This window comes from Polaromonas sp. P1_G1, from assembly GCF_056405595.1.
The window spans coordinates 1-22,271 of record NZ_JBFUBU010000038.1 but is presented as its reverse complement, the minus strand read 5'-3'; the positions used below and the strand labels follow the sequence as shown (position 1 = coordinate 22,271).

Annotated in this window: 22 protein-coding genes; 8 read left to right on the top strand and 14 right to left on the bottom strand. The window is 65.2% G+C overall.

The window, feature by feature from the left end; genetic code table 11:
- Nucleotides 1-38: 38 nt before the first annotated feature.
- The 8 genes from AC1D1Y_RS18665 to AC1D1Y_RS18630 all read right to left on the bottom strand — a co-directional run bounded on the left by AC1D1Y_RS18665 (nucleotide 39) and on the right by AC1D1Y_RS18630 (nucleotide 10,412).
- Nucleotides 39-1,511: an aldehyde dehydrogenase family protein gene (locus AC1D1Y_RS18665; protein WP_477683638.1), complete on the bottom strand. Its 1,473-nt coding sequence runs from the start codon at nucleotides 1,509-1,511 to the stop codon at nucleotides 39-41.
- A gap of 28 nt (nucleotides 1,512-1,539) precedes the next feature.
- Nucleotides 1,540-3,345 (bottom strand): thiamine pyrophosphate-binding protein, encoded by a 1,806-nt coding sequence (locus AC1D1Y_RS18660; protein WP_477683637.1) that lies wholly within the window; start codon nucleotides 3,343-3,345, stop codon nucleotides 1,540-1,542.
- Nucleotides 3,346-3,376: 31 nt separating this feature from the next.
- The gene (locus tag AC1D1Y_RS18655) at nucleotides 3,377-4,363 is read right to left on the bottom strand and encodes a Bug family tripartite tricarboxylate transporter substrate binding protein (RefSeq protein ID WP_477683636.1); all 987 of its coding nucleotides are present in this window, start codon (nucleotides 4,361-4,363) and stop codon (nucleotides 3,377-3,379) included.
- Nucleotides 4,364-4,615: 252 nt separating this feature from the next.
- Nucleotides 4,616-5,932 carry a citrate synthase gene (locus tag AC1D1Y_RS18650; RefSeq protein ID WP_477683635.1) on the bottom strand — a complete coding sequence of 439 codons (1,317 nt, stop codon included), beginning with the start codon at nucleotides 5,930-5,932 and terminating at the stop codon, nucleotides 4,616-4,618.
- A gap of 55 nt (nucleotides 5,933-5,987) precedes the next feature.
- Nucleotides 5,988-6,953, bottom strand: a complete 966-nt coding sequence (locus AC1D1Y_RS18645) for a DMT family transporter (protein WP_477683634.1) — start codon at nucleotides 6,951-6,953, stop codon at nucleotides 5,988-5,990.
- A gap of 58 nt (nucleotides 6,954-7,011) precedes the next feature.
- The gene (locus AC1D1Y_RS18640; RefSeq protein WP_477683633.1) at nucleotides 7,012-8,004 is read right to left on the bottom strand and encodes a substrate-binding domain-containing protein; all 993 of its coding nucleotides are present in this window, start codon (nucleotides 8,002-8,004) and stop codon (nucleotides 7,012-7,014) included.
- 46 nt (nucleotides 8,005-8,050) lie between these two features.
- The gene (locus AC1D1Y_RS18635; RefSeq protein WP_477683632.1) at nucleotides 8,051-9,031 is read right to left on the bottom strand and encodes a Bug family tripartite tricarboxylate transporter substrate binding protein; all 981 of its coding nucleotides are present in this window, start codon (nucleotides 9,029-9,031) and stop codon (nucleotides 8,051-8,053) included.
- 73 nt (nucleotides 9,032-9,104) lie between these two features.
- Entirely contained in the window at nucleotides 9,105-10,412 is a 1,308-nt protein-coding gene (locus AC1D1Y_RS18630) for a Rieske 2Fe-2S domain-containing protein (protein WP_477683631.1), read from the bottom strand.
- A gap of 155 nt (nucleotides 10,413-10,567) precedes the next feature.
- Here AC1D1Y_RS18630 and AC1D1Y_RS18625 point away from each other — a divergent pair, with 155 nt between their 5' ends.
- The 3 genes from AC1D1Y_RS18625 to AC1D1Y_RS18615 are packed head-to-tail and all read left to right on the top strand — an operon-like array spanning nucleotide 10,568 to nucleotide 13,346.
- Entirely contained in the window at nucleotides 10,568-11,566 is a 999-nt protein-coding gene (locus tag AC1D1Y_RS18625) for a PDR/VanB family oxidoreductase (RefSeq protein WP_477683630.1), read from the top strand.
- The gene (locus AC1D1Y_RS18620) at nucleotides 11,563-12,762 is read left to right on the top strand and encodes a Gfo/Idh/MocA family protein (RefSeq protein ID WP_477683629.1); all 1,200 of its coding nucleotides are present in this window, start codon (nucleotides 11,563-11,565) and stop codon (nucleotides 12,760-12,762) included. Before AC1D1Y_RS18625 ends, AC1D1Y_RS18620 begins: the two co-directional genes overlap by 4 nt.
- Entirely contained in the window at nucleotides 12,759-13,346 is a 588-nt protein-coding gene (locus AC1D1Y_RS18615; RefSeq protein ID WP_477683628.1) for a MarR family winged helix-turn-helix transcriptional regulator, read from the top strand. The genes AC1D1Y_RS18620 and AC1D1Y_RS18615 overlap by 4 nt, the downstream gene beginning before the upstream one ends.
- A 69-nt stretch (nucleotides 13,347-13,415) precedes the next feature.
- Here AC1D1Y_RS18615 and AC1D1Y_RS18610 read toward each other — a convergent pair whose 3' ends face one another.
- Together AC1D1Y_RS18610 and AC1D1Y_RS18605 are read right to left on the bottom strand one after the other, a co-directional pair.
- On the bottom strand, nucleotides 13,416-14,051 hold the full coding sequence (locus tag AC1D1Y_RS18610; protein WP_477683627.1) for a 3-oxoacid CoA-transferase subunit B: 636 nt from the start codon (nucleotides 14,049-14,051) through the stop codon (nucleotides 13,416-13,418).
- A gap of 1 nt (nucleotide 14,052) precedes the next feature.
- On the bottom strand, nucleotides 14,053-14,760 hold the full coding sequence (locus AC1D1Y_RS18605) for a CoA transferase subunit A (protein ID WP_477676130.1): 708 nt from the start codon (nucleotides 14,758-14,760) through the stop codon (nucleotides 14,053-14,055).
- An 88-nt stretch (nucleotides 14,761-14,848) separates the two neighbouring features.
- Here AC1D1Y_RS18605 and AC1D1Y_RS18600 point away from each other — a divergent pair, with 88 nt between their 5' ends.
- Nucleotides 14,849-15,406: a helix-turn-helix transcriptional regulator gene (locus AC1D1Y_RS18600; RefSeq protein ID WP_436153885.1), complete on the top strand. Its 558-nt coding sequence runs from the start codon at nucleotides 14,849-14,851 to the stop codon at nucleotides 15,404-15,406.
- A gap of 4 nt (nucleotides 15,407-15,410) precedes the next feature.
- Here AC1D1Y_RS18600 and AC1D1Y_RS18595 read toward each other — a convergent pair whose 3' ends face one another.
- Together AC1D1Y_RS18595 and AC1D1Y_RS18590 are read right to left on the bottom strand one after the other, a co-directional pair.
- On the bottom strand, nucleotides 15,411-16,847 hold the full coding sequence (locus tag AC1D1Y_RS18595; RefSeq protein ID WP_477683626.1) for a serine/threonine protein kinase: 1,437 nt from the start codon (nucleotides 16,845-16,847) through the stop codon (nucleotides 15,411-15,413).
- The gene (locus AC1D1Y_RS18590) at nucleotides 16,844-17,596 is read right to left on the bottom strand and encodes a metallophosphoesterase family protein (protein WP_477683625.1); all 753 of its coding nucleotides are present in this window, start codon (nucleotides 17,594-17,596) and stop codon (nucleotides 16,844-16,846) included. Before AC1D1Y_RS18590 ends, AC1D1Y_RS18595 begins: the two co-directional genes overlap by 4 nt.
- A gap of 148 nt (nucleotides 17,597-17,744) precedes the next feature.
- Here AC1D1Y_RS18590 and AC1D1Y_RS18585 point away from each other — a divergent pair, with 148 nt between their 5' ends.
- The 3 genes from AC1D1Y_RS18585 to AC1D1Y_RS18575 all read left to right on the top strand — a co-directional run bounded on the left by AC1D1Y_RS18585 (nucleotide 17,745) and on the right by AC1D1Y_RS18575 (nucleotide 19,365).
- Nucleotides 17,745-18,251 (top strand): DUF1993 domain-containing protein, encoded by a 507-nt coding sequence (locus tag AC1D1Y_RS18585; RefSeq protein ID WP_477683624.1) that lies wholly within the window; start codon nucleotides 17,745-17,747, stop codon nucleotides 18,249-18,251.
- A 123-nt stretch (nucleotides 18,252-18,374) separates the two neighbouring features.
- A complete protein-coding gene (locus AC1D1Y_RS18580; RefSeq protein ID WP_477683623.1) occupies nucleotides 18,375-18,884 on the top strand; it encodes a hypothetical protein in 510 nt (169 codons plus the stop codon).
- Nucleotides 18,885-18,915: 31 nt separating this feature from the next.
- Complete coding sequence (locus AC1D1Y_RS18575; protein WP_477683622.1) at nucleotides 18,916-19,365, top strand: GNAT family N-acetyltransferase; 450 nt, start codon at nucleotides 18,916-18,918, stop codon at nucleotides 19,363-19,365.
- Between the two features lie 6 nt (nucleotides 19,366-19,371).
- Here the strand turns inward: AC1D1Y_RS18575 and AC1D1Y_RS18570 are convergent, their stop codons facing one another.
- Nucleotides 19,372-19,740 carry an HPF/RaiA family ribosome-associated protein gene (locus AC1D1Y_RS18570; RefSeq protein ID WP_477683621.1) on the bottom strand — a complete coding sequence of 123 codons (369 nt, stop codon included), beginning with the start codon at nucleotides 19,738-19,740 and terminating at the stop codon, nucleotides 19,372-19,374.
- A gap of 194 nt (nucleotides 19,741-19,934) precedes the next feature.
- Nucleotides 19,935-20,837, bottom strand: coding sequence for a LysR family transcriptional regulator (locus AC1D1Y_RS18565; RefSeq protein WP_477683620.1), 903 nt, complete (start codon nucleotides 20,835-20,837; stop codon nucleotides 19,935-19,937).
- 113 nt (nucleotides 20,838-20,950) lie between these two features.
- Between AC1D1Y_RS18565 and AC1D1Y_RS18560 the strand changes: the two genes are divergently transcribed.
- Nucleotides 20,951-21,976 carry a zinc-binding alcohol dehydrogenase family protein gene (locus tag AC1D1Y_RS18560; RefSeq protein WP_477683619.1) on the top strand — a complete coding sequence of 342 codons (1,026 nt, stop codon included), beginning with the start codon at nucleotides 20,951-20,953 and terminating at the stop codon, nucleotides 21,974-21,976.
- Nucleotides 21,977-22,271 lie beyond the last annotated feature (295 nt).

The following is a 22,271-nucleotide window of genomic DNA, read 5'->3' as shown; positions in this document are numbered from 1 at the left end:
GCACAGCCCCCCCACGGGGCTGTGCGTGCGTGGGGGCTTTAGCCGAGCTTCAGGTTCACGTTCTTGGTGTACGTGAACTCCATGAGTTCTGCAAAACATTCCTCGCGCCCAATGCCCGACTGCTTGACGCCGCCGAAGGGCGCGCCCATGAAGTGCTGGCTGGAGTTGTTGATCCACACATAACCGGTGTGTATACGTTTGGCGGCGCGGTGCGCGGTGTTGATGTTCTGCGTCCAGATCGAGCCGGTAAGGCCGAAGTCCACGCCGTTGACCTGCTCGAACAGGCTGTCTTCGTCAGCCCATTTAAAGACCGACATGATGGGGCCGAAAACTTCTTCCTGCGCCAGGCGCATGTGCGGTTTCATGTCGGCGAACACGGTGGCTTCGTAGAAGAAGCCGTCCTTCAGCGCCTCGTCCGTCGGCTGCTTGCCGCCACACACCAGGCGGCCGCCGTCTTCCAGGCCCTTGGCGACATAGCCCTGCACTTTCTCCAGCTGCGCGCGGCTGACCAGCGAGCCCATGGTGGTCCTGGGGTCGGTCGGTATGCCGGGCTTGTGGCGCTCGGGCAGCAGCTTGACGACTTTCTCCAGCACCGCGTCGTGGATGGACTCGTGCAGGAAGACGCGGCTGGTGGAGCCGCAGCTCTGGCCCGACCAGGTGAAGTTCATGCCGCCGATGATGCCGTTGACGAGTTTGTCGAGATCGGCATCGGGGTAGGCGATCAGCGCGTTCTTGCCACCGAGCTCCAGCAGCACGGGCTTCAGGTTGTCGGACGCCGTCTTCATGACGGCCTTGCCGGTGGGCACGCCGCCTATCAGCGTGATCTTGCGCACCAGCGGGTGCTTGCCCATGGCGTCGCCGCACTCACGGCCGCCGCATAAAAAGTTGGCGACGCCGGGCGGGAAGATGTCGCCCACGAGTTCGGCCAGCCGCAGGATGGACAGGGGCGCCTGGTCGGGCGACTTCACCACCACGGTGTTGCCGGCGGCCAGCGGCGCGGCCAGGCGAGCGGCGGCGAACATGAAGGGGTGGTTGTAGGCGACGATGCGGGCGATCACGCCCAGCGGCTCCTGCAGCGTGTAGTTGAAGTTGCCGTCGCCCATGGGGATGGTCTCGCCCTTGATCTCGGTGGCCAGGCCCGCGAAGTAATCCAGGCAGTCGGCGGCAAAACCCGCGTCCATGGCCAAGGCCGAGACCGGGTTGCCGTTGTTGAGCGAGTCCAGCAGTGCCAGCGGCACCGCATGCTCGCGCAGCACGGCAGCCGCCTTGCGCAGGTAACGGCCCCGCTCCACGGGCGGCGTGGCGGCCCAGGCCGGGAAAGCCGCGTGGGCGGCCTGCACGGCGGCGTCCACGTCGGCCGCATCGGCAATGGGGGCGCTGGTGATGGCTTCGTTATAGGTCGGGTTAAAGGTCTCGGCCTGGCCGCCCGCCTTGGGCGCGTGCCAGGCGCCGCCGTAGTACAGGCCGCGTTGGGTCGGCAGGATGCCGGCGGGGATTTCGTGTGCGCGCATAAATTTTGTGTCCTTACTCAAGCAATCGTCAGTCCTTCGACCGGGTCAATCCCGCCGTCATGGCCGCGCTGTAGCCGGTCTGCACCACCACGTCGACCACCACGGTTTCGCCACGCCTCACGGCGGCAATCGCGTCGACCAGGATCTTCTCGAGTTCACCCGCGTCTTCGACCGGGCCGATTCCCGTCAGGCCCTGGCCGCGCGCCATCATGGCGAGGTCGGGCGGCGGGTCGCTGATGCGCTGGCCTATCCAGCGGTTCTCGATCGGGCGCTTGCGCTGGCGTGCCACGCGCTCCTGGTGCACCTCGTCGTTGAAAAAGGAGCGGTTGTTGCAGACCACGACCAGCATGGGGATGCGGGCGTTGGCGGCCGTCCAGAGCGCGTTGACGCCCATCATGTAGTCGCCGTCGCCGATCACCGCGACGGGCAGGCGGTCGCTGCCCTTGAGGCCCAGCGCCGAGCCTATGGACATGCCGGGGCCTGAGCCGATGCCGCCGCCGCCGTCATAACCGAGGAAGTCCAGCGGATGCCTGAAGTCCCACATCTCGCCGCTCCAGCTCAGCGGCAGGCGCATCAGGCAGACCTTCTGGTCGCCGACCGCGCGCTTGAGCGTGGCGGCCAGCGTGGACACCATCATGTTGCTGGCGCCCGAGGCGCCCGGCACGGGCTGCACCGGCGGATATACCGGCAGCGGCCGTTTGGCGGGCGCGGGTGTCTTGCGCGCTTTGACGTGCTGGTTCAGCAGGGTCACTGCCGGCTCGGGCTCGCACAGCATGAAGACGTCGACGGGCGGCAGGCCCTGGTGGTCCATGCTCCAGCCGTTGTGGCTGTAGTGGTCAACCGAGACCTGGATGATCTTGCTGCCCACGGGCTTGTCGCCCCAGGCCTGCTTGAGCGTGCCCGAAAGGTCCAGCCAGTCCAGGCTCAGCACCACGTCGGCTTCGCGCAAAACTTCCTGCGCATTGGGTGTGAGGAAGGCGCCGCTGGGCGCGGCATGCAGAGGGTGGTCGGTCGGAAAGGCCGCGCCCACGCGCAGGTCGGTCAGCACCTCGGCGTTCAGGGTTTCGGCCAGCTGGATGCGCTCGGCCCAGGCGGCTTCGCTGCGGGTGACGCGGCCCATCAGGATCACCGGACGGCTGGCACCGGTCAGCAGCGCCGCAGCCTGCGCGACGACCTCGTCCGAAGGGCGTGCCTGCGGCGGCGCGAGGTAGCGCGCCGGGTCGGGAATGGCGGGACGCTCGGCCAGCTTGGATTCCTGCAACGCAGCATCAAAGCAGACATAGACCGGCCCCTGGGGTGCGGTGGTGGCGATCTGCCGCGCGCGCAGCAGGGCTTCCTGCGCCGAGGGAATCGACGCGGGCTGGCAGTCCCATTTGATGAAGTGGCGCACCAGGGCCGCCTGGTCCTGCGCGGTGTGTATCCAGTCGATCCAGGGGCGGCGCTTGTTGGCGTCGACCGGGCCGGTGGCGCCCAGCACGATGACGGGCACGCGGTCCACCCAGGCGTCGAAGATCGCCATGGAGCCGTGCATGAGGCCGACGTTGCTGTGCAGGATGGCGATCAGCGGCTTGCCTGTCACCTTGGTGTAGCCGTGGGCAATGGCCACCGCGTGCTCCTCGTGCAACACCACCATCATCTGCGGCTTTTCATTGCCGAGGTGGTTGACGATGCTGTCGTGCAGGCCGCGAAAGCTGGCGCCCGGGTTCAGCAGCACATAGGGGATGTCCATCGCGCGCAGCATGTCGGCGATGGCATCGCTGGCCCAGACGGTGTCTTCCGGTTCGGAAGGCTGGGGAATGTCGCGGCGCACGGCGGAGCCGGAAGGAAGAGTCATGAAATCTCCTGATGAAAAAGGGGATGGCCGCTTACTCTGGCTTGATGTTGGCGGCCTTTATTACCGCAGCCCAACGCTTCTGGTCGTCGGCGATGAGTTTTGTGAACTCGGCGGGCGTGCTGGTCTCGGCATAAATGCCCTGCTCGGCCAGCTTGGCCTGTACGTCGGGCAGCGCCAGCGAACGGCGCAGCTCGGCATTGAGCTTGTGGATGATGGCGGCCGGCGTTTTTGCCGGGGCCACCATGCCTATCCAGATGTCGCTTTCATAGCTGGGCACGGTCTCGGCAATCGTCGGCACGTTGGGCAGCAGCTCGACGCGTTTGGTGCCTGTGGTGCCCAGCGCGCGCAGCTTGCCGCTGCGAATGTGCGGCAGCGCCGAGTTCATGGGGCAGAACATCACGTCGACCTGGCCGCCCAGCACGTCGACCAGCGCCGGCGCGGAGCCCTTGTAGGGAATCTGCGTGAGCTTCGTGCCGGTCATGGATTTAAAAACCTCGGCGGCCATGTGCTGCGGGCTGCCGGAACCGGCGGAGGCATAGGTCAGCTTGTCGGGGTTGGCCTTGGCCAGCGCGATGAGTTCGGCCACGCTGGTGGCCTGCACCTTGGCGGGCGAGACCACCAGCACCATGGGCACGCGGCCCATCAGCGTGATGCCGGTCAGGTCGCGGTTCACGTCGAAGGGCAGCTTGGGATACAGCACCGGGTTGACGGCCACGGTCTGGTTGGGCGCGACCGCGATGTTGTAGCCGTCGGGCTCGGTCTTGGCCATGAAGTCGGTGGCGATGTTGCCGGCCGCGCCGGGCTTGTTGTCGACGATGACGGGCTGGCCAAAGGACTCGGACATCTTCTGGCCCAGGATGCGGGCCAGCACGTCGTTGGAGCCGCCGGGCGGCAGCGGCACGACGATGTGGATGGGTTTGGCCGGGTAGTCCTGGGCCCAGCCCGGCGAACCGGCGAAGGCGGCGAAAGCGCCGGAAAAGCAGAGGGCGAGCACCCCGATGCGGCGATTGAATGGCATGTCTTGTCTCCAGTTTTTATGGCGCGAATTTGCAGGCGCCAGTCATCCTAGTGAAGACCCAGGATTGATTCAATCTTGAACATTGAATCAATGTGAACGGGTCTCAACGCTTTTCACGAATGCGCACGCCCTGAGCGACCGAAGGCCCGTGCATCACGAAGAAGGGCGGGGTGTTTTGAGGTCGCTGGCCCCCACCCCACCCCTCCCCTCCCCCAGAGGGGGAGGGAGCAAGAGCGGCACGCTGCGATGACGCTAGGACCGGATTTGCTCCTTCCCCCGCTGGGGGAAGGTTGGGATGGGGGCTGGCGGCTTTACAAACTTGGCGCGCGGTCGCAGCAACATGCCGGCCGCTCGCTGCTCCTGCACATGCGCGACCCAGCCCGCGAGCCGACCCAGCACGAAGAGCGCGGCCGTGGCCTGACGCGGCAGGCCCATGGCGCGGGCCATCACGACCAGGGCCAGTTCCTGCCGGGGCAACAGGCCGGCGCCGGTACGCATCTCGTCGATGAAACGCGAGACCGCGCGCAGTTCGCGGCCGGGGTTCTCACGGTTGAACACCATGGCCAGCAGCTGCGCGGCGCGCGGGTCGCCCTTGGGATACAGCGGGTGGTCGAAGCCGGGCACGCTCTGGCCCTGGGCATGGAGCTTGTGGGCGCGCTTGACGAGCGCTGCCGTGGTGGGGGCCTGGCCCAGGAAGTCTTCCACGCGCTCGTACATGCGGCCCACGGACACGCCCGAGGTCGCGCACAGCGCGGCGGCCAGGCAGCTGTGCAGGGTGCCGCCGGCGGAAGCCACGACGCGGGCGGCCAGGGTGCCGGGCGGCAGTTCATGGTCGGCCATCAGGATCAGCATGGCGCGCAGGGCTTCGCTGTTCTCTGCGGTCGGCGGCACGGCCAATGCGTGCAGCAGGCCGGTGACCATGGACTCGCCGCGCTGCATCGGCCGGTAGCCTTGCGCCGCGCCAACAAAACCGCAGCAGGCCACGACGGTCTGCATGATCTCGCGCGCGGCCGGYAAGGTTTTGCCCTGCGACAGGCGCTCGGCCACGGAGCCGCGGCGCATGCCGAGCAACAGCACCACGAGTGCAAAAGACTCGAGCACGTTGCCCTGCACCTGCAGGGTGGTCAGCGTCTGCGTGAGCTTGACGAGTTCGGCGGAGGGTTTGCGCACAGTCCAGGCTTTCGCGCGGGTGGCCAGCTCGCCGGTCCAGAGCAGTTCGGCCACCGCTTCGAAGGAAGCGCCGGATCGCACCAGGTCGGCCGCCAGGTGGCCGCAGTAGCGCGGGCCCTCTTCGGTGATTTCGGTGATGGAGGTCGGGAAGATGGGCTCGCCCCAGTTCATGGCCGAGGCCGCCACTGCGCCGTGGCCGGAGCGCGCCAGCGAGCGCATGCCGACGCGCGTGAGGTCCTCGCGCAGGTAGAGCTTTCCCTTCTGGCCCTGCTGGGCCACGCTGCGTATCCAGCCCCGGCTCACGTAGGCGTACAAGGTCTGCTGCCTGACATTGAGGATTTTCATGGCCTCGGCCGCCGTGGCGTAATCGCGGTGCAGCGTTTTGTCCGGGGTGTCCATGGGCGTGCCTTGTGTCTGCGGGCGAAATGTTGCCGGCCTGCGGTGGGCCGGCGGCTCAGCGCATCACGATGATGGCGATTCCGAGCAATGTCAAGCCGCTGCCGGCCAGCGTGGTGGCCTTGATGGCGTCCCTGTCCTTGAACAGCAGGTGGCTGAGCGGAAACACCAGGATGGGTGTGCACAGGGTCACCAGCGTGGCGACGGACAGCGGTATGTAGCGCATGGCGGCGATCACGCAGATCTGCGCGGAGATCGTCGACACGCCGATCAGTGCAAAAAGCGCCATGCCGCCGCGGTCGGCCGAGCGCATGCGCGAGGCGATCTCGCGCTTGCCGGCGCTGAACAGCAGGTGCAGCGCCAGGCCGCTGACCGCGCCGACCAGCGCGCCCAGCACGGGCTCGTTCCAGCCGCGCACCGCCGAGCCCCTGAGCACATTGCCGATCGCGTATGCCATGGAACTGCCCACACCCAGCAGGAACACCGACTGCAGCACGCGCTGCATGACGGTCGATGGAAGGGCCACGGGCGCGGGGCCGCCGTCAGGCGCCATCACGGCGGCCGTGCCGCGGCGTGAGAAAAACCCGGGCTTGTAACTGACCAGCATCAGGCCGGCGATGGTCATCACCATGCCCAGCGCCACCAGCACGCTCAGGCGCTCGCCCAGCCACAGCCAGGCCATCAGGGCGGTGAACAGCGGGCTGCTGATCTGGAAGATGCTGGCCTTGGCAGGGCCGAAGCGCACGACGGATTCGTAAAAGAAAAAACGACCCAGGTAAGTGGCGAAGGCGCCTGCCGCGGCGAACAGCCAGAAGGCCTGCGCATTCCACCGCAGCGCATCGGCGCGCAGGCCCATCTGCACGCCGAAAGCCAGGGCGGAGAAAGCGACGTTGGCGGAAGTGGCGACCAGGAAGCCCAGGCCGAGGTCCAGGCGATGGGACGCCACCTTGGTGACCAGGATGGACGCGGTGAAGAGCAGCAAGGCGGCGCTTGCCAGCAGGTAGCCCAGAAAGGTGTCAGACATCCAGTCTCATCTTGTCATCTTGATCTTGTTGTGCGCCGGGTGTGCGCCGGGGGGCACCCTATATTTTGAAGGCTTCTAGCGATTCCGGTGCGAACAGCTCCTCGGGTTTCAGTAGCCGCTTGGACAGCCCCTGTTCAAACGAGTAACGCAAAAAGGTCTGCAGCGTGGCCTGATTCTTCTCGAAGCCGTAGGGCCAGAAGTCTTCGCCCATTTCGCGCCTGACCTGCTCGACGTGCGAGGTCAGCCAGGGCAGCATGGCCTTGAGGGCCGCGGTTTCGTAGAGGTCCTCATAGGTGCGGCGCTGCGATTCTTCAAGCGCCTTCATCATCGAACGCGCCACCCAACGGTTGGCCTCGTAGACGTCGCGACGTATCGCGACCGTGTGCATGATGGGGAAGATGCCCGTCTCTTTGAAGTAGTTGCGCTCGACCTGTTCGTAGTCCTCAAACAGGCGCAGCACCTTGCCGCCGCCCTTGAGGAAGCTGGAGGGCATGCGCGCGGTGTAGAGCGCGTCGATCTCGCCGTCGAGCAGCATCTGCGCCAGGGTCTGGTCAGGCCCTATGCGCTCCACCTTGATGTTGGGTGGCAGGTCGAGCTTGATCTTCTCGGAACGGCCGGGCTCTTCCTCACCGCCGGTGAAGTAGGTCACGCTGTCGACGGGCACGCCGTAGTGGTCGGACAAGATGCCGCGTATCCACACCGGGGCCGTCATCTGGTACTCGGGGTTGCCAACGCGCTTGCCGATCAGGTCCTTGGCTTCGCGGATGCCTGAGTTGGCATTCACATAGATGCAGGAGTGGCGGAAAAAGCGCGACGGAAACACCGGGATCGCCACAAAAGGCCGTGGCTCCTTGAACATGGAAACGGTGTACGACGACAGCGACATTTCCGCGACGTCGAACTCCTTGTGCCGCAGCATGCGGAAGAAGGTTTCCTCCACCGGCATGTTGAGGTAGTTCAGGTCTATGCCGTCGGGCTGCACGCTCCCGTCCATCAGGGCGCGGGTGCGGTCGTAGTTCCAGCAGCCGAAGCTCAGTTTCAGTTTTGACATGTCGCGGTGTGTTCCTTGAGAGGGCTAAGAGAGGTTTCAGTAAGGGTTATTCAGGTTTGATGCCTGATGCAACGATAGCCTTTGCGAGGCGTTCGTTCTCGCCGAGGATGGCTTTGTTGTAATCGGCCGGACCGCTGCCGATGGCCTCAATGCCGGCATTGCTCAGCGTGGCGATCACTTCCGGCATCTTGGCGATCTGCGCCATTTCGGCGCTGATGCGATTAATGACGCTGGCGGGGGTGCCCTTGGCAGCCAGCACGCCGACGATGGGCGCGAAGTCAAAGCCCGGGATGGTTTCGGCGATGGCCGGCACATTGGGCTCCTGCGGCGAGCGCTGGGGTGAATTGATGGCCAGCAGTTTGACCTGACCACCCTTCACAAAGCCCACCAGCGAAGGCAGGGCCGCAAACAGCACTTCGACCTGCCCGCCGATCAGCGCCGGCACCGACTGGCCGGAGCCCTTGAAAGGCACATGCGTGATCTGCAGGCCGAGCGAAGCTTTCAGCGCCTCCATGGTCAGATGATGCGTACTGCCGATGCCGGAGGAGCCGTAGTTCAGCGTGTCGGGTTTGGCTTTGGCCAGAGCGACAAATTCCTGGAAGGTGTTAACCGGCACCTTGGGGTGCACCGCCAGGTACAGCGGCGCGCGCGCTGCCAGCGACACCGGCATAAAGTCGCGCTTGTAGTTGTAGCTCAGACTCTTGTAGATGGCGGGGTTGATGGAGAACATCGAACCGTCGGTCACGAGGAAGGTGTAGCCGTCCTTGGGGGCGGTGGCCAGCGCTTGCGCGGCGACCACACCATTCGCGCCGGGACGGTTGTCGACGACCACCGCCTGGCCCAGCTTGTCGCCCAGGCGCTGCGCGAAGATGCGCGCCACGGTGTCGGGCAGGCCGCCGGCCGCATAGGGCACGACGAACTTGATGGGGTGGTTAGGGTAGGCGCCCTGAGCACTCGCGAACCGGGGCAGCAGGCCGGCCAGCAGCAGTGCGCTGGCCAGCAAGAGGAAGCGGCGTGGGGATTTCATGGACTTGTCTCCTGATAATTTTTAAGCTGACGATGCGGAACGAGAAGCAAACGGAAAAGAAATAGCAATACAGCTAGGTGGAGTAGGACGGCTCCAGCGCGGGCTCGCGCGTGTCCCAGACATAGGACGCCTGGTAGGCGCGCCAGTCGGTGGTCTTGGGCACGATGGCCTGGAAGGCGACCACACTGGACGGGATGCGCGCCGCGCCTGTGCCTATGGCCGTGCCGCCGGCCTGGAAGGCTCGCACCGCCTCCAGCATCTGCTTCCGGAATTCGACCACCGCCATGTCACTGGCGCCCAGGCGCTCGTGCGTGCGGTCGGCGATAGGCCCCATGGTCACCCACATCGCGATGTCCTGGTTGGGAAAGCCGGTGATGCCGGTGAAGTTGCCGGCCTTCATGGCCTCGCGGTCCTGCCAGAAATGGTTGGCGCGGTTGCGCAGCGGCGCGTAGTTGGCATCAAGGTCGGCGCCGAGCTGCTGGCCCAGGAATTTGCGCCAGCTGTCGGTGTCGGGCGTCTGCGAGGGATGGCCCCAGGCGATGAAATAAAAGGCCGTGTTGGTGTCGTCCATCGGCACGTTGATGTTGGCGACGTTGTAGAGGTTGTTGGGCGGGATCAGCGCGGTGGCCGGCGCGACGAACACCGTCGAGCGGATGTAGTCGTTGGCGGCCGCGTTCTTGATCGGGCGGCGGATGGCGGCGTAGCGGAAACCGTAGCTGCCGCGCTCCACCTGCATGCGCGGCGCCTTGTCGGTCGAAGGGCGCAGCCAGTTGGTATCGGTGGCCTCGGCGCCTTCGACGCGCGCCGGCACCATGTCGGAGGAATGCAGGCTGGAGCTGTGCGCCGAGTCGATCGCGCCTTCAAGGATTTGCGCCCAGTTGCAGGGGATCAGTGCCTTGGCAATCGTCACCTTGGCATCGGCCGTGGGCGCCCAGGCCGGCGGCTCGAACTCGGGCCGGCTTTCTTTCGGGCCCATATAGGCCCAGACAAAACCGCCCCACTCTTTCACCGGGTAGGCCAGGTGCTTGACCTTTTGCGCCATGCCGCTGGCGGCGGGCTCGGAGACCATCTCCAGCACATTGCCCTCCACGTCCATCTTCCAGCCGTGATACAGGCAGCGCAGGCCGCAGTCTTCATTGCGGCCGAACACCAGCGAGACACGCCGGTGCGGGCAGTATTCATCCATCACGCCGACGCGGCCCTTGGTGTCGCGGAACACCACCAGGTCTTCGCCGAACACGCGCGCCTTGACGGGTGTGCCGTCGGGCTCGCTGACCTCTTCGATCAGGCAGACGGGCGTCCAGTGGCGGCGCATCAACTGGCCCATGGGGGCCTGGCCTTCAACGCGGCACAAGAGTTCATTTTCCTCAGCGGTCAACATCGCGAATGTCCTTCTCATCAGTGGCGGGCCGCGGTGGGGCCCTTGCTTCAAAACGGGTTTAAAAACAGCTTGCAAATCCGGGGCAAGACGATTATTCTTAGATGACTAAGATTATCGTTATTTTGTGATTTGTCAAGAAAATTTTGGAGACAAGAATGAGCGTTAACCCTGGCGTCGCCAATGGCACGATGCAAGCTCCGGCAGCGGAGCCCGATTTCTTTCCCTTGAAGGTTGCGCGCAAAGAGGAAGTCGCACAAGGCATTTACCTGTTCGAGCTGCGCCGTCCCGACAGCGCGCCCCTGCCCGCTTTCACAGCCGGCTCGCACCTGACGGTGGAAGTGCCCAGCGGCGTGCGCCGCAACTATTCGCTGTGCAGCGACCCGGCCGACAGCGGTGCCTGGCAGATCGCCGTCAAGCGCGACGGGCGCGGCCGCGGCGGCTCCATCAGCATGGCCGACGAGGTGCAGGCCGGGCAGTTGCTGTCCGTGAGCGCGCCGCGCAACAACTTCGAGCTGGCCGCGCACGCCAGCGACTTCATCTTTGTCGCGGGCGGCATAGGCATCACGCCCATCCTCTCGATGATGCGGCAGCTCAAGCGCACCCAGGCCGGCGGCTTCAAGCTCTACTACTGCACACGCGATGCCGCAGGCACCGCCTTCATCAACGAGCTGCAATCCGAATTCCCCGGACAGGTGCAGATCCACCACGACAACGGCGACATGGACCAGGCGCTGGACCTGTGGCCGGTGTTCGAAAAGCCCGCCGCGGCGCACGTCTACTGCTGTGGCCCCAAAGGCCTGATGGACAGCGTGGCCGACATGTCGGGCCACTGGCCTTCGGGCGCCGTGCATTTCGAAAGCTTCGGTGTCGACGCCACCGTGTATGCGGAAAACACGCCCTTCAGCGTGCGCCTGGCCAGGAGCGGAAAGTCCGTGGAGGTCAGCGCCGAACAGACCCTCCTGGAAGCCCTGCGCGGCAGCGGCCTGCGCGTAGCCAGCTCGTGCGAAAGCGGCACCTGCGGCACCTGCAAGACCGGCCTGCTGGCCGGCGAGGCCGAGCACCGCGACATGGTGCTGAGCGACGAGGAAAAGGCCRATCACATCATGGTCTGCGTCTCGCGGGCAAAATCGCCTGAACTGGTACTGGACCTATGACACAGCGCACACTGAAACTCGGCATCGTGGGCCTGGGCCGGGCCTTCACGCTGATGCTGCCCACCTTTGTGCACGACGGCCGCGTGAAGCTGGTGGGCGCGACCGACCCCATCGCCGCCGCCCGCGCGCAGTTTGAGAAAGATTTCGGCGCGCCCAGCTACGAGTCCATCGAGGCGCTGTGCGCCAACCCGGCGGTGGAGGCGCTCTACATCGCCTCGCCGCACCAGTTCCATGCCGAGCACGTGCGCCTGGCCGCCTCCTTCGGCAAGCACGTGATGGTGGAAAAACCCATGGCCCTGACGGTGGACGAATGCAGCGCCATGATTGACGCGACCCGCGGCGCGGGGGTCCACCTGATCGTGGGCCACAGCCACAGCTTCAATACCCCCATCCGGCGCACGCGCGAACTGATAGACAGCGGCCGCTACGGCGCGGTGAAGATGATCCACGCGCTCAATTTCACCGACTTCCTCTACCGCCCGCGCCGCCCCGAGGAGCTGGACACGGCCGCCGGCGGCGGCGTGATCCACAGCCAGGCCACCCACCAGATGGACATCGTGCGCCTGCTGGGCGGCGGGCTGGTGCGCAGCGTGCGCGCCCACACCGGCGCCTGGGATACCAGCCGCCCCACCGAGGGCGCCTACAGCGCGCTGCTGGGATTTGAAGGCGGCGCCTTCGCCTCGGCCACTTACAGCGGCTACGGCCACTACGATTCGGACGAACTGCTGGGCAATATCGGCGAGATGGGCCAGCTCAAAAACCCGGCCGACTATGGCGCGGCCCGCAAGCGGCTGCAGGGCGCGGCCACCTCCGCGGAAGAAAGCGCGCTCAAAGCCGCCCGCAACTACGGCGGCAGCCTGTACACGGCCGGCAGCGCCCTGCCCCCTGGCCTGCGGCACCAGCATTTCGGCCAGGTCATCGTGAGCTGCGAAAAGGCCGACCTGCGCCCCGGGCCGTCGGAAATCACCGTCTATACCGACAGCGAAAAAACCGTAGAACATCTCCCCGCGCCGGCTATCCCGCGCCGGGAAGTGATAGACGAACTGTACGCCGCCGTGGCCGAAGGCAAGCCGGCCGTGCACAGCGGCGAATGGGCCCGCGCCACCACGGCGGTTTGCCTGGCGCTGCTCGAATCCGCCCGCAGCGGCCGGGATTGCATCCCCCCGCACCAAGTCGGTCACAATGTTGGTTCATGAGCAACGACACCCAAAACATCATCCGCCACTGGCGTGAAGCCGTGCCCAATGACCGCCTCGCGCACCTGATCCGCGATGCCTCACGCGCCTTTCACCGCGCGCTGCAGGTGCGGCTGGCGCAGCATGGGGTACCTTTCGGCCACTGGACTTTCCTGCGCATCCTCTGGGAATCCGACGGGCTGACGCAAAAAGAGCTCAGCGAACGCGCCGGCGTGATGGAGCCCACCACCTTCACCGCCATGAAAGCCATGGAGTCGCTGGGCTATATCGAGCGCAAGCAGTTGCCCACCAACAAGAAGAATATGTATGTGCACCTGAGCGACAAGGGCCGCGCGCTCAAGAAGCTGCTGGTGCCCCTGGCCGAAGAGACCAACAATGTGAGCATCGAAGGCATAGAGCCTGAGCACATCAAGATGACACGCACGGTGCTGCTGGCCATGATCGAAAACCTGGCCCGCGACGAGTTGCTGCAGGACAAGGCCACGCCGGCCAGGCGCAGGGCCGCGGCGGCCACCGAAGGCGAGCGGCATGGGAAGGCCGAACAAGCCAAAGGCCCCGAAAGAACGAGATCCGCAAAAAAATAAGCCCCAAGGAAACCCCCGGGGCGCCAAAGCCGCCGCCTGAAAAGGCCGGCGGCTTTTTTGCTTTCAGCCTTAGATCAAGGTCACGCCGGTCTTGGCCTGCAGTGCTTCGCGCGTCACGCCGGGCGCCAGTTCCACCACCTTGAGGCCTTCGGGTGTCACGTCCATCACGGCCAGGTCGGTGATGATGCGGTCCACCACGCCCACACCCGTGAGCGGCAGGGTGCACTGGGGCAGGATTTTCATGTCCTCGCTGCCGTCCTTCTTTTTGGCGACGTGTTCCATCAGGATGATGACGCGCTTGACGCCCGCCACCAGGTCCATCGCGCCGCCCATGCCCTTGACCATCTTGCCCGGGATCATCCAGTTGGCCAGGTCGCCTTTTTCGCTGACCTGCATCGCGCCCAGGATGGACAGGTTGACCTTGCCGCCGCGGATCATCGCGAAGCTGTCATGGCTGCCGAAGATGGACGAGCCCTTGATGGTGGTGACGGTCTGCTTGCCGGCGTTGATCAGGTCGGCGTCGACCTGGTCCGCGGTCGGGAACGGGCCTATGCCCAGCATGCCGTTTTCCGACTGCAGCCACACTTCCTTGTCGCCGGTGAAATTGGCCACCAGCGTCGGGATGCCGATGCCGAGGTTCACATAAAAACCGTCTTCGAGTTCCTGGGCGGCACGTGCCGCCATCTGGTCTTGGGTCCAAGGCATGTCAGGCTCCTGCTTTCTCGGTGATGGTGCGCTTCTCGATGCGTTTTTCGGGGTTCGCATTGAGCACGATGCGGTGCACATAAATGCCCGGCAGGTGGATGTCGTCGGGCGCCAGCTCGCCGACTTCGACGATCTTCTCCACCTCGACGATGCAGACCTTGCCGGCCATCGCTGCGGCCGGGTTGAAGTTGCGGGCCGTGAGGTTGAAGCGAAGGTTGCCCGACTTGTCGGCCACATGCGCCTTGACCAGGGCCACGTCGGGCACCAGCGAACGCTCCATCACATAGGTCTCGCCGTCGAATTCGCGTAACTCCTTGCCCTCGGCGACTTGCGTGCCCACACCGGTCTTGGTGAAAAACGCCGGGATGCCGGCGCCGCCGGCGCGCAGCTTTTCAGCGAGCGTGCCCTGGGGCGTAAATTCGAGTTCGAGTTCACCGGCCAGGTACTGGCGCTCGAACTCCTTGTTCTCGCCCACGTAGCTGGAGATCATTTTTTTGATCTGCCGGGTCTCCAGCAGCTTGCCCAGGCCGAAGCCGTCGACGCCCGCGTTGTTGGAGATCACCGTCAGGTTCTTGGCCTGGCTGTCACGCAGCGCGTCGATCAGCGCCTCGGGAATGCCGCACAGGCCGAAGCCGCCCACGGCCAGCAACTGGCCGTCTTTGACGACGCCCTTGAGGGCCTCGGCGGCTGAGGGAAAAAGTTTCTTCACAAATCGTCTCCTTGAGTCGTTCGATGTCCAGGCAATCCATTACGATACTACTTATTAAGTTACGTAGTTTTCCGTAAAGGTAAGTACTGTGGAAGTGGATTACCAGCTCGCATTCGATCTGGCGCCAGTGGGACTGGTGCTGTCCCGCAACCGCTCGATTGTGGACTGCAACCAGCATTTATGCGAGATGTTCGGCGCCACGCGCGAACAGCTTGCGGGCCAGTCCTTCCAGATCCTCTACCCCAGCGCAGACGAGTATGAGCGCATAGGCGCGCGCATGCTTCCTATCCTGAACGCCAAGGGCCTGTACGCCGACGACCGCATCATGAAACGCGTCGACGGCCGCAACAAGGGCGAGACCTTCTGGTGCCACGTCACCGGCCGCGCCCTCAACCGCAGCGCGCCGCACGAGGCCGGCATCTGGACTTTCGAAGACCTCAGCTCGCGCCGCCCCGTCACCGCCGAACTCACCGCGCGCGAGCGCGAAGTGGCCGCCCACCTGATGGACGGCATGACCTCCAAGGAGATTGGCCGCGCGCTGGTCATCAGCCACCGCACCGTCGAAATCTACCGCGCCCGCCTGATGCGCAAGTACAAAGCTTCCACCACGGCCGACCTCGTACACAAGCTCATGGCCGGCTCCTGAAAGCCTAGCCCTCTTCCCCCGCCAGCCGGTCAAACGGCAGCACCTGCTTGACCAGGATCACCGTGCAGGGCGCCGCCATGGCGACCTTGATCGGCACGGTCGCCAGCAGGCGCTGCATCTGCAGGCCGTGCGTCGCCGCCCCCATGACGATGATGCCGGCCTGGTTGCCCCGGGCATAGTGCAGAAGCGCCTGCGCGACGTCGCCCGACTCGATGACGTGGAAGGACAACGTCCGGCTGTCCAGGCCCAAGGGCTGGGCCCACTGCCTGAGCATGCCCAGGTAGCGCCGGTGCACCGTGGTTTCGCTGGTCCGGGTGTCGTGGCCGTCCGCTTCCGCGGGGTCTATCACGGTCACGCAGGCCAGCCGCGCGCCGGGCGCCGTGCCCAGCACCCGCATCACGGCGCGCCGCAGCGAATACAGCGTGGCGTCGCTCACGTCCCGATGCGGCACGGCCGCCATGATGATGGGCGCGGCGTCAATCTGCCGCGAAGGCAGCGCGCTGGGCCGGTAATCCTTGCCCACCGCGCGCAGCCAGCGCTTGAAGTGGGCCCAGAAGCCCGTGGCCTTCAGGCGCCGCCCCAGTTCCGTCACGGCGATCTGCGCCGGGTCCGACAGGTCCAGCGCCAGGTGCGCGGCCGATGCATAACGCCGGCCGGCATCGCTCTGCAGGCAATGCAGGATCGCCTCCTGCAGCCACTCCGGCAAATCCGGCCGCAGGGCGCGCGGCGGCACCGGGTCCATCCACAGGCGTTGCCGCAGGCCGCCCCGGGTTTGCGGGTTGCCGAAGGGCAGCTCGCGCGTGGCCAGTTCGTACAGCATGACACCGATGGCAAAAATGTCGCTGCGCGGGTCGCCCCGCACGCCCACCACCTGTTCAGGCGCCATCCAGACGGACGAACCGACGGCGGGACGCAGTTCTTCGGCCAGCAGGTCCGGGTAATGCGCGTGGCAGGACAAGCCGAAATCCAGCAGCACCGCGCTGCCGTCGGGGCGCATCAGCACGTTGGCCGGCTTCAGGTCCAGGTGGCAGGCATCCTGCAGATGCAGGCTGTGCACCGCCTGGGCCACGGCTACACCCAACTGGGCGACTTCCTGCGCGGGCAGCGGCCCCGTGGTGTCGTCCAGCAGTTGTTGCAGGGTGCGGCCGGGCACGTATTCCATCACCAGGTAGGGCAGCTTTTCCAGGTCACCCGCCGCCACCAGCCGCGGCACGTGCGGCCCCGTCAATGCCGACAGCAGCTGCAGCTCGACCTCGAAGCCCACGATGTTTTCGGCGCCATCGCCGGCCGTCATGCGCGGCACCTTCATCGCCATCGGAAAAGGCGCGGCCCGCGACGGATCGGCATACCCCACCTGGTAGATGTGGGCCATGCCGCCGGCATGCAGGCACTCACCGACGACAAACCCGTCGACCACGGTGCCGGGCGCCATCAGCTTCACAGGCCAGCCTCCAGCCGCTCGGCGAACCAGGCGGGCAAACCCGCCGCGCGTATATCGGCCGCGGCGGCCAGATGGTCGTAAGCCACGCGGTGAAAGGTCAGCTCGGCCCGGTCGGCGTCGAACAGCGCATACATGGCCCGGGTGTTGCCGTCGCGCGGCTGGCCCACCGAGCCCACGGTGGCGATCCAGCGCCGATGCGGCGGCACCGGTATGGGCACACCCGGCGTGGGCTGGAAACGCATCAGCCCTTGCCCCGTGCCGCGGAAATAAAGCGTCTGTTCGTGCACGTGGCCGCAGAACACATAACGTACCGCCGGGTTGAGGCACGCCGCATCAAGGCTGGCTTCGGCGCGGCGTTCATTGTCGACATAGTGCCAGCGCCCGGGCGCGTCGGCGCTGGCATGCACCAGCAGCGCCGCATCGACAGTGGCCGTCAAAGGCAGCGCCGCCAGGAAGTCCAGTGCATCCTGGTCCAGCCGCTCGTGGGTCCAGGCGGCGCCGCTCTGGTCGAGTGAACGGGCCTGCGCGGGCGGCGCCACGGCGCACTCGTCATGGTTGCCCTTGAGCACGATGGCGCCCTCGCCCGCCAGGCCGCGAATGCGCCGCACAACCTCGGCCGGTTGCGCACCATAGCCCACCAGGTCGCCCAGCACGGCCAGCCGGCCGGCGCCCAGCGCGGTGGCATGGGCCAGGCAGGCTTCCAGCGCGCGCAGGTTGGCGTGTACATCCGACAGCAGGGCGATTTTCATGGGATCAAGCGGCAGTTTTTAATTCAGCGTGAAACACGGCTTTCCGGCAAGTTTGCACCATGCCAGCAAAATTTCCGCAACGGGAACAAAATCAGGGCCGGCATTTCCGCCACGGCCATCCCGCCGAAACCTACCCTCGAGAATCCCCATGGCACTGACGCTTTACCAGGCTTCCATTCCCGTCTTTATCCGCGGCTTCGCCAACCTGTCGGCCGTGCTTGAAAAGGCCAAGGCCCACGCCGAAGCCAACAAGGTGGACCTTTCCACTTACGTCAACGCCCGCCTGGCGCCCGACATGTACCCGCTGTCGGGCCAGGTCCAGGGCGCGAGCGACGCCGCCAAGTTCGGCGCGGCGCGCCTGGCCGCCGTCACACCGCCCAGCTTTGCCGACACCGAAACCACGTTTGAGGAACTGCAGGCCCGCATCACCAAGACGCTGGACTTCCTCAAGACCGTGGACGAGGCGCAAATCAATGCGCGCGCTGGCGGCACTGTGACGCTCAAGGTACGCGGCAAGGAATTGAATTTCGAGTGCGAGCCCTACCTGCTGAACTTCGTGCTGCCCAATTTGTTCTTCCACCTCACCACCGCGTACGACATCCTGCGCCACCAGGGCGTGCCGCTGGGCAAGATGGATTACCTGGGGAGCTTTTGAATTCCGGATAGGGCATGGTAAAACCGGCGCTCCCGGCCGCGGTGGCCGGACCGGCGGAATGACATCCCGCCTTACAACAGGAATTCCATGACTCCTCAACAACTTGTTGGCCTGGGTGTTCGTTTGTTCGCCGTCTGGCTTGCCATCGCCAGCGTGGCCTACTGGGTGAGCATCCCCGCCGCGCTTGCCGCAAACAATTTAGGCAAAACCCCAAGCATCGTTTCCTACGCCATCGGGGTGGCTTACGTTGCCGCGGCGTTGCTGTTCTGGCTTTTCCCCATGGCGATCGCCCATAAGCTGCTGCCCCGCACGCAATACCAGAACCGCTTGTCCGCCGAGCCCCACGAGCTTGCCAAGGTCGGCTCCGCGTTGCTGGGCCTGTGGCTGATCACCAAGGCCGCGCCAACCCTGGTGTGGCTTATCTTCCGCAGCTTTCTGTTCATGGAATCCAGTGCCGCCTTCTCATCGATCACACCGGACGCCAAGCTGGACATCTCCATCGCCCTGTTTGAGTTGCTGCTGGCGGTGGTGCTGATTGTCAAGGCAGGTGCATTTGCCCACCTCGTGGTTCCGGTGGCTGAAGCGCCGCGCGAAGACCCGGAAGAGCAGGCACCGCCCGAGGCTTCTCGCTGAAATGCACATCCGGCCTTACATAAACGCAGACTTGGCCGCCGTTGCCCAGCTATACACCGATGCGGTGCACGGCCTCGCGGGCAGCCACTACGACGAAGCTCAACGCAAGGCCTGGGCGCCGCAGCCGCCCGACCTGGGCATCTGGGAGGCGCGGCTAAAACCTTTGAGGGTACTGCTGGCGCAAGAGGCCGAAAACAGCGACGCGCTGCTGGGTTTCGTCGCCTACGAAGACGACGGCCACATCGACTTGATGTTCAGCTCACCGCTGGCGGCGCGCCGCGGTGTGGCCTCGCAGCTGCTGGGCCGCGCCGAGGCCGCGTTGCGCGCCATCGGCGTGGCGCAGCTTTACACCGAGGCCAGCCTGGTGGGCCAGCCGTTTTTCGCGCGCCAGGGCTTCACGGTCAAGGCAGAGCAGCTCGTCGAGCGGCGCGGCGCCCAGCTGCGCCGCTTTGTCATGGTCAAGGCCCTGGAAAAATCCTAGCGCGGGCTAAGGCGTCCCGGGTTCGGGTGCGGGCTCGTGCCGTATGGTTTCGCGGTCCCGGTGATGGTCGCGCAGCTTGCCCAGCGTGTGGTCCAGCATGCGCTTGAGTTTGTCGCTTGCGCCGCGGAAAGCCAGGTCCTGGTTGGGCGCGTTGTGGTTGACGGCCAGCGGCTCGTGGCGCGCGAGCCGCGCCTCCATCACGCAGCGCTTCTGGTCGGGGCTGGTTTTGTCGCTGTTCTCATCGCTCATGTGCACTTCGATGCGTGTGATGTCGCCTTTGAAGCGGCCCAGCGATTGATGGAGTTCCCCGCTGGCCCAGCGCTCGAAAGATTCGCCGGTGTGCAGGCTGTGGTTGGAATTGACCTGGATTTGCATGCGCGTTTTTCCTTTCAGGAGTTGCAGCGCGCGGGCCTGCGGGCCGGGCTGCCTGATGATCCGATCCGCCAAGATGGCGGCTGGAAAATTCATTGTGCGCGCGATGGGCTCCCAGGTCTGTAGTCCTGAACGCAACCCTCAAGTCAGGGCGGGTTTGGCGCTTGTGCTTGCCAATGCGGGCGGGTGGCTGCAAACTAGGCCTTGGTCAATTCCGCGCAGTGCTGCTCGATAAACTCCCGCAGCAAACGCAGGCCGGGCGTCAGTTGCCGCCGCCCCGGTAACACCATGTACATCGGCGAAGCCTCGGTCTGCCAGTCGGTGCACAGCGCCACCAGCCGTCCCGCGGCCAGGTCGGCCACCACGTCCAGCCGCGATTTGTAGATGATGCCGCGCCCGGCCAGCGCCCACAGGCGCACCACGTCGCCGTCATTGGCGATGTTGCCGCCGCCGGCGCGCACGGTGAGCTCTTCGCCATCACGCCAGAACCTCCAGCGGTCATACACCTCTTCACCGAGCATGAAGCACAGGCAGCTGTGCTGCGCCAGGGCTTGCGGCGTCGCGGGCGTCCCATGCGCCTGCAGGTAGGCGGGCGAGGCGCACAGCACGCGGCGGTTGGTCAGGTGTACCGGCAGCGCCAGCATGCTGGAGTCGGGCGGCTCACCCTGGCGAAAGGCAGCATCGACGAGATCGCTGTAGACATTGGTGACGCGGTCCGACAGATGCAGGCGGTAGCGGATACCGGGGTGTTGTTGCTGGAATTCCTCCAGCCAGGGCAGCAGCAGGTTGCGGCCGAAGTCGGAAGGCGCGGCCAGCTGCAGCATGCCGCTCACCTGCTGCCGGCCGCTGGCCAGTTCCAGTTGCGCATCACGCAAGGCGGCCAGCGCGGGCCGGCAATGCGCGAGGAAGACCTCGCCCTCGCGCGTGAGGCGCAGGCTGCGCGTGGAACGCACAAACAGCGGCGCCTGCAGCTCCGCCTCAAGCCGCTTGAGCGCGGCGCTGGCGGCGGCCGGTGTCAGGTCGAGGCCGCGTGCGGTGGCCGACAGGCTGCCCGAATCCACGGTGCGGACAAAGATTTCCAGGTCTTGCAGGGCCTTCATTTACAAATTTTATTTGTAAATACCTTCAACTGCTAGGTTGTTTATCCCGACTTTCAAAAATCATACAGTTAAAACATCGCTTTTCGTCCAACTTGAACCACAAAGGAAACACCATGAAAGCCATTGGCTACATCCAGGCCCACGCCCTCAACGCTGCAGGCGAGGCCGGCCTTACCGACATCACCCTGCCCGATCCGACGCCCAGCGGCCACGATGTACTGGTTGAGGTCAAGGCGGTGTCGGTGAATCCAGTGGACACCAAGGTGCGCGCCAGCGCGGCCCGCAACGCCGGCCCGGATTACAAGGTGCTGGGCTATGACGCCAGCGGAGTCGTGCGCGCCGTCGGTCCCGAGGTCACGCTGTTCAAGGCCGGTGACAAGGTCTGGTACGCGGGCTCCATCGCCCGGCCCGGCACCAACAGCGAGCTACACCTGGTCGATGAACGCATCGTCGGCCGCATGCCGAAAACGCTGGGCTTTGCCGAAGCCGCCGCCCTGCCCCTGACCAGCATTACCGCCTGGGAAATGCTGTTCGACCGCCTGGGTATAGCTCCGGGCAAAACACCGAACAACAAAACACTGTTGATCATCGGCGCCTCGGGCGGTGTCGGCTCGATCATGACGCAGCTGGCCACGCGCCTGACCTCGCTGACCGTCATCGGCACGGCCTCACGGCCTGAAACCCAGGCCTGGGTGAAAGAGCTCGGCGCCCATCACGTCATCGATCACAGCCGGCCGATTGCCGAAGAACTCAAGCGCATCGGCATTCCCGCGGTGGACTACATCGTGAGCCTCACACAAACCGACAGCCACCTCGCGCAAATCGCCGAAGCCATCGCACCACAAGGAAAGTTCGGCCTGATCGACGACCCGGTGAATTTCGACATCACGCTGTTCAAACGCAAGAGCGCATCCATCCACTGGGAACTGATGTTCACCCGCCCCCTCTTCGGCACGCCCGACATGGTGGCGCAACACCGCCTGCTCAACGAGGTCGCCCAACTCGTCGATTCGGGTTTGATCCGCACGACCTTGACGGAGAGCTTCGGTTCGATCAGTGCGGCGAATTTGCGGCGAGCGCATGCCTTGATCGAGTCCGGGAAGTCGCGTGGGAAAGTGGTGCTGGAGGGATGGGTTTAGGCTTTTTTTGTCCTTGCTGGACGGGCTATTCTTTTCGTAGTTTTTTGCTTGTTCTTGGGGTGTTGTCTTTGCTGAGTTTTGCTGGCCGGGGGTTGCCCGGCGGCAAGTAACTTTCTTTTGCTTCGCCAAAAGAAAGTCACCAAAGAAAAGGCGACCCGCAGTCTGGGTCCCTACGCTTCGCTTCGGGCAACCTGCGGTGCTCGAGCCARRCGGGGTCTCGCTAAACTCGCTTCGCTCAAACAACGCGATCCCTGATCCGCTTGTCTCTGCGCTCCTCGGCCCAGCCAGGACGGGG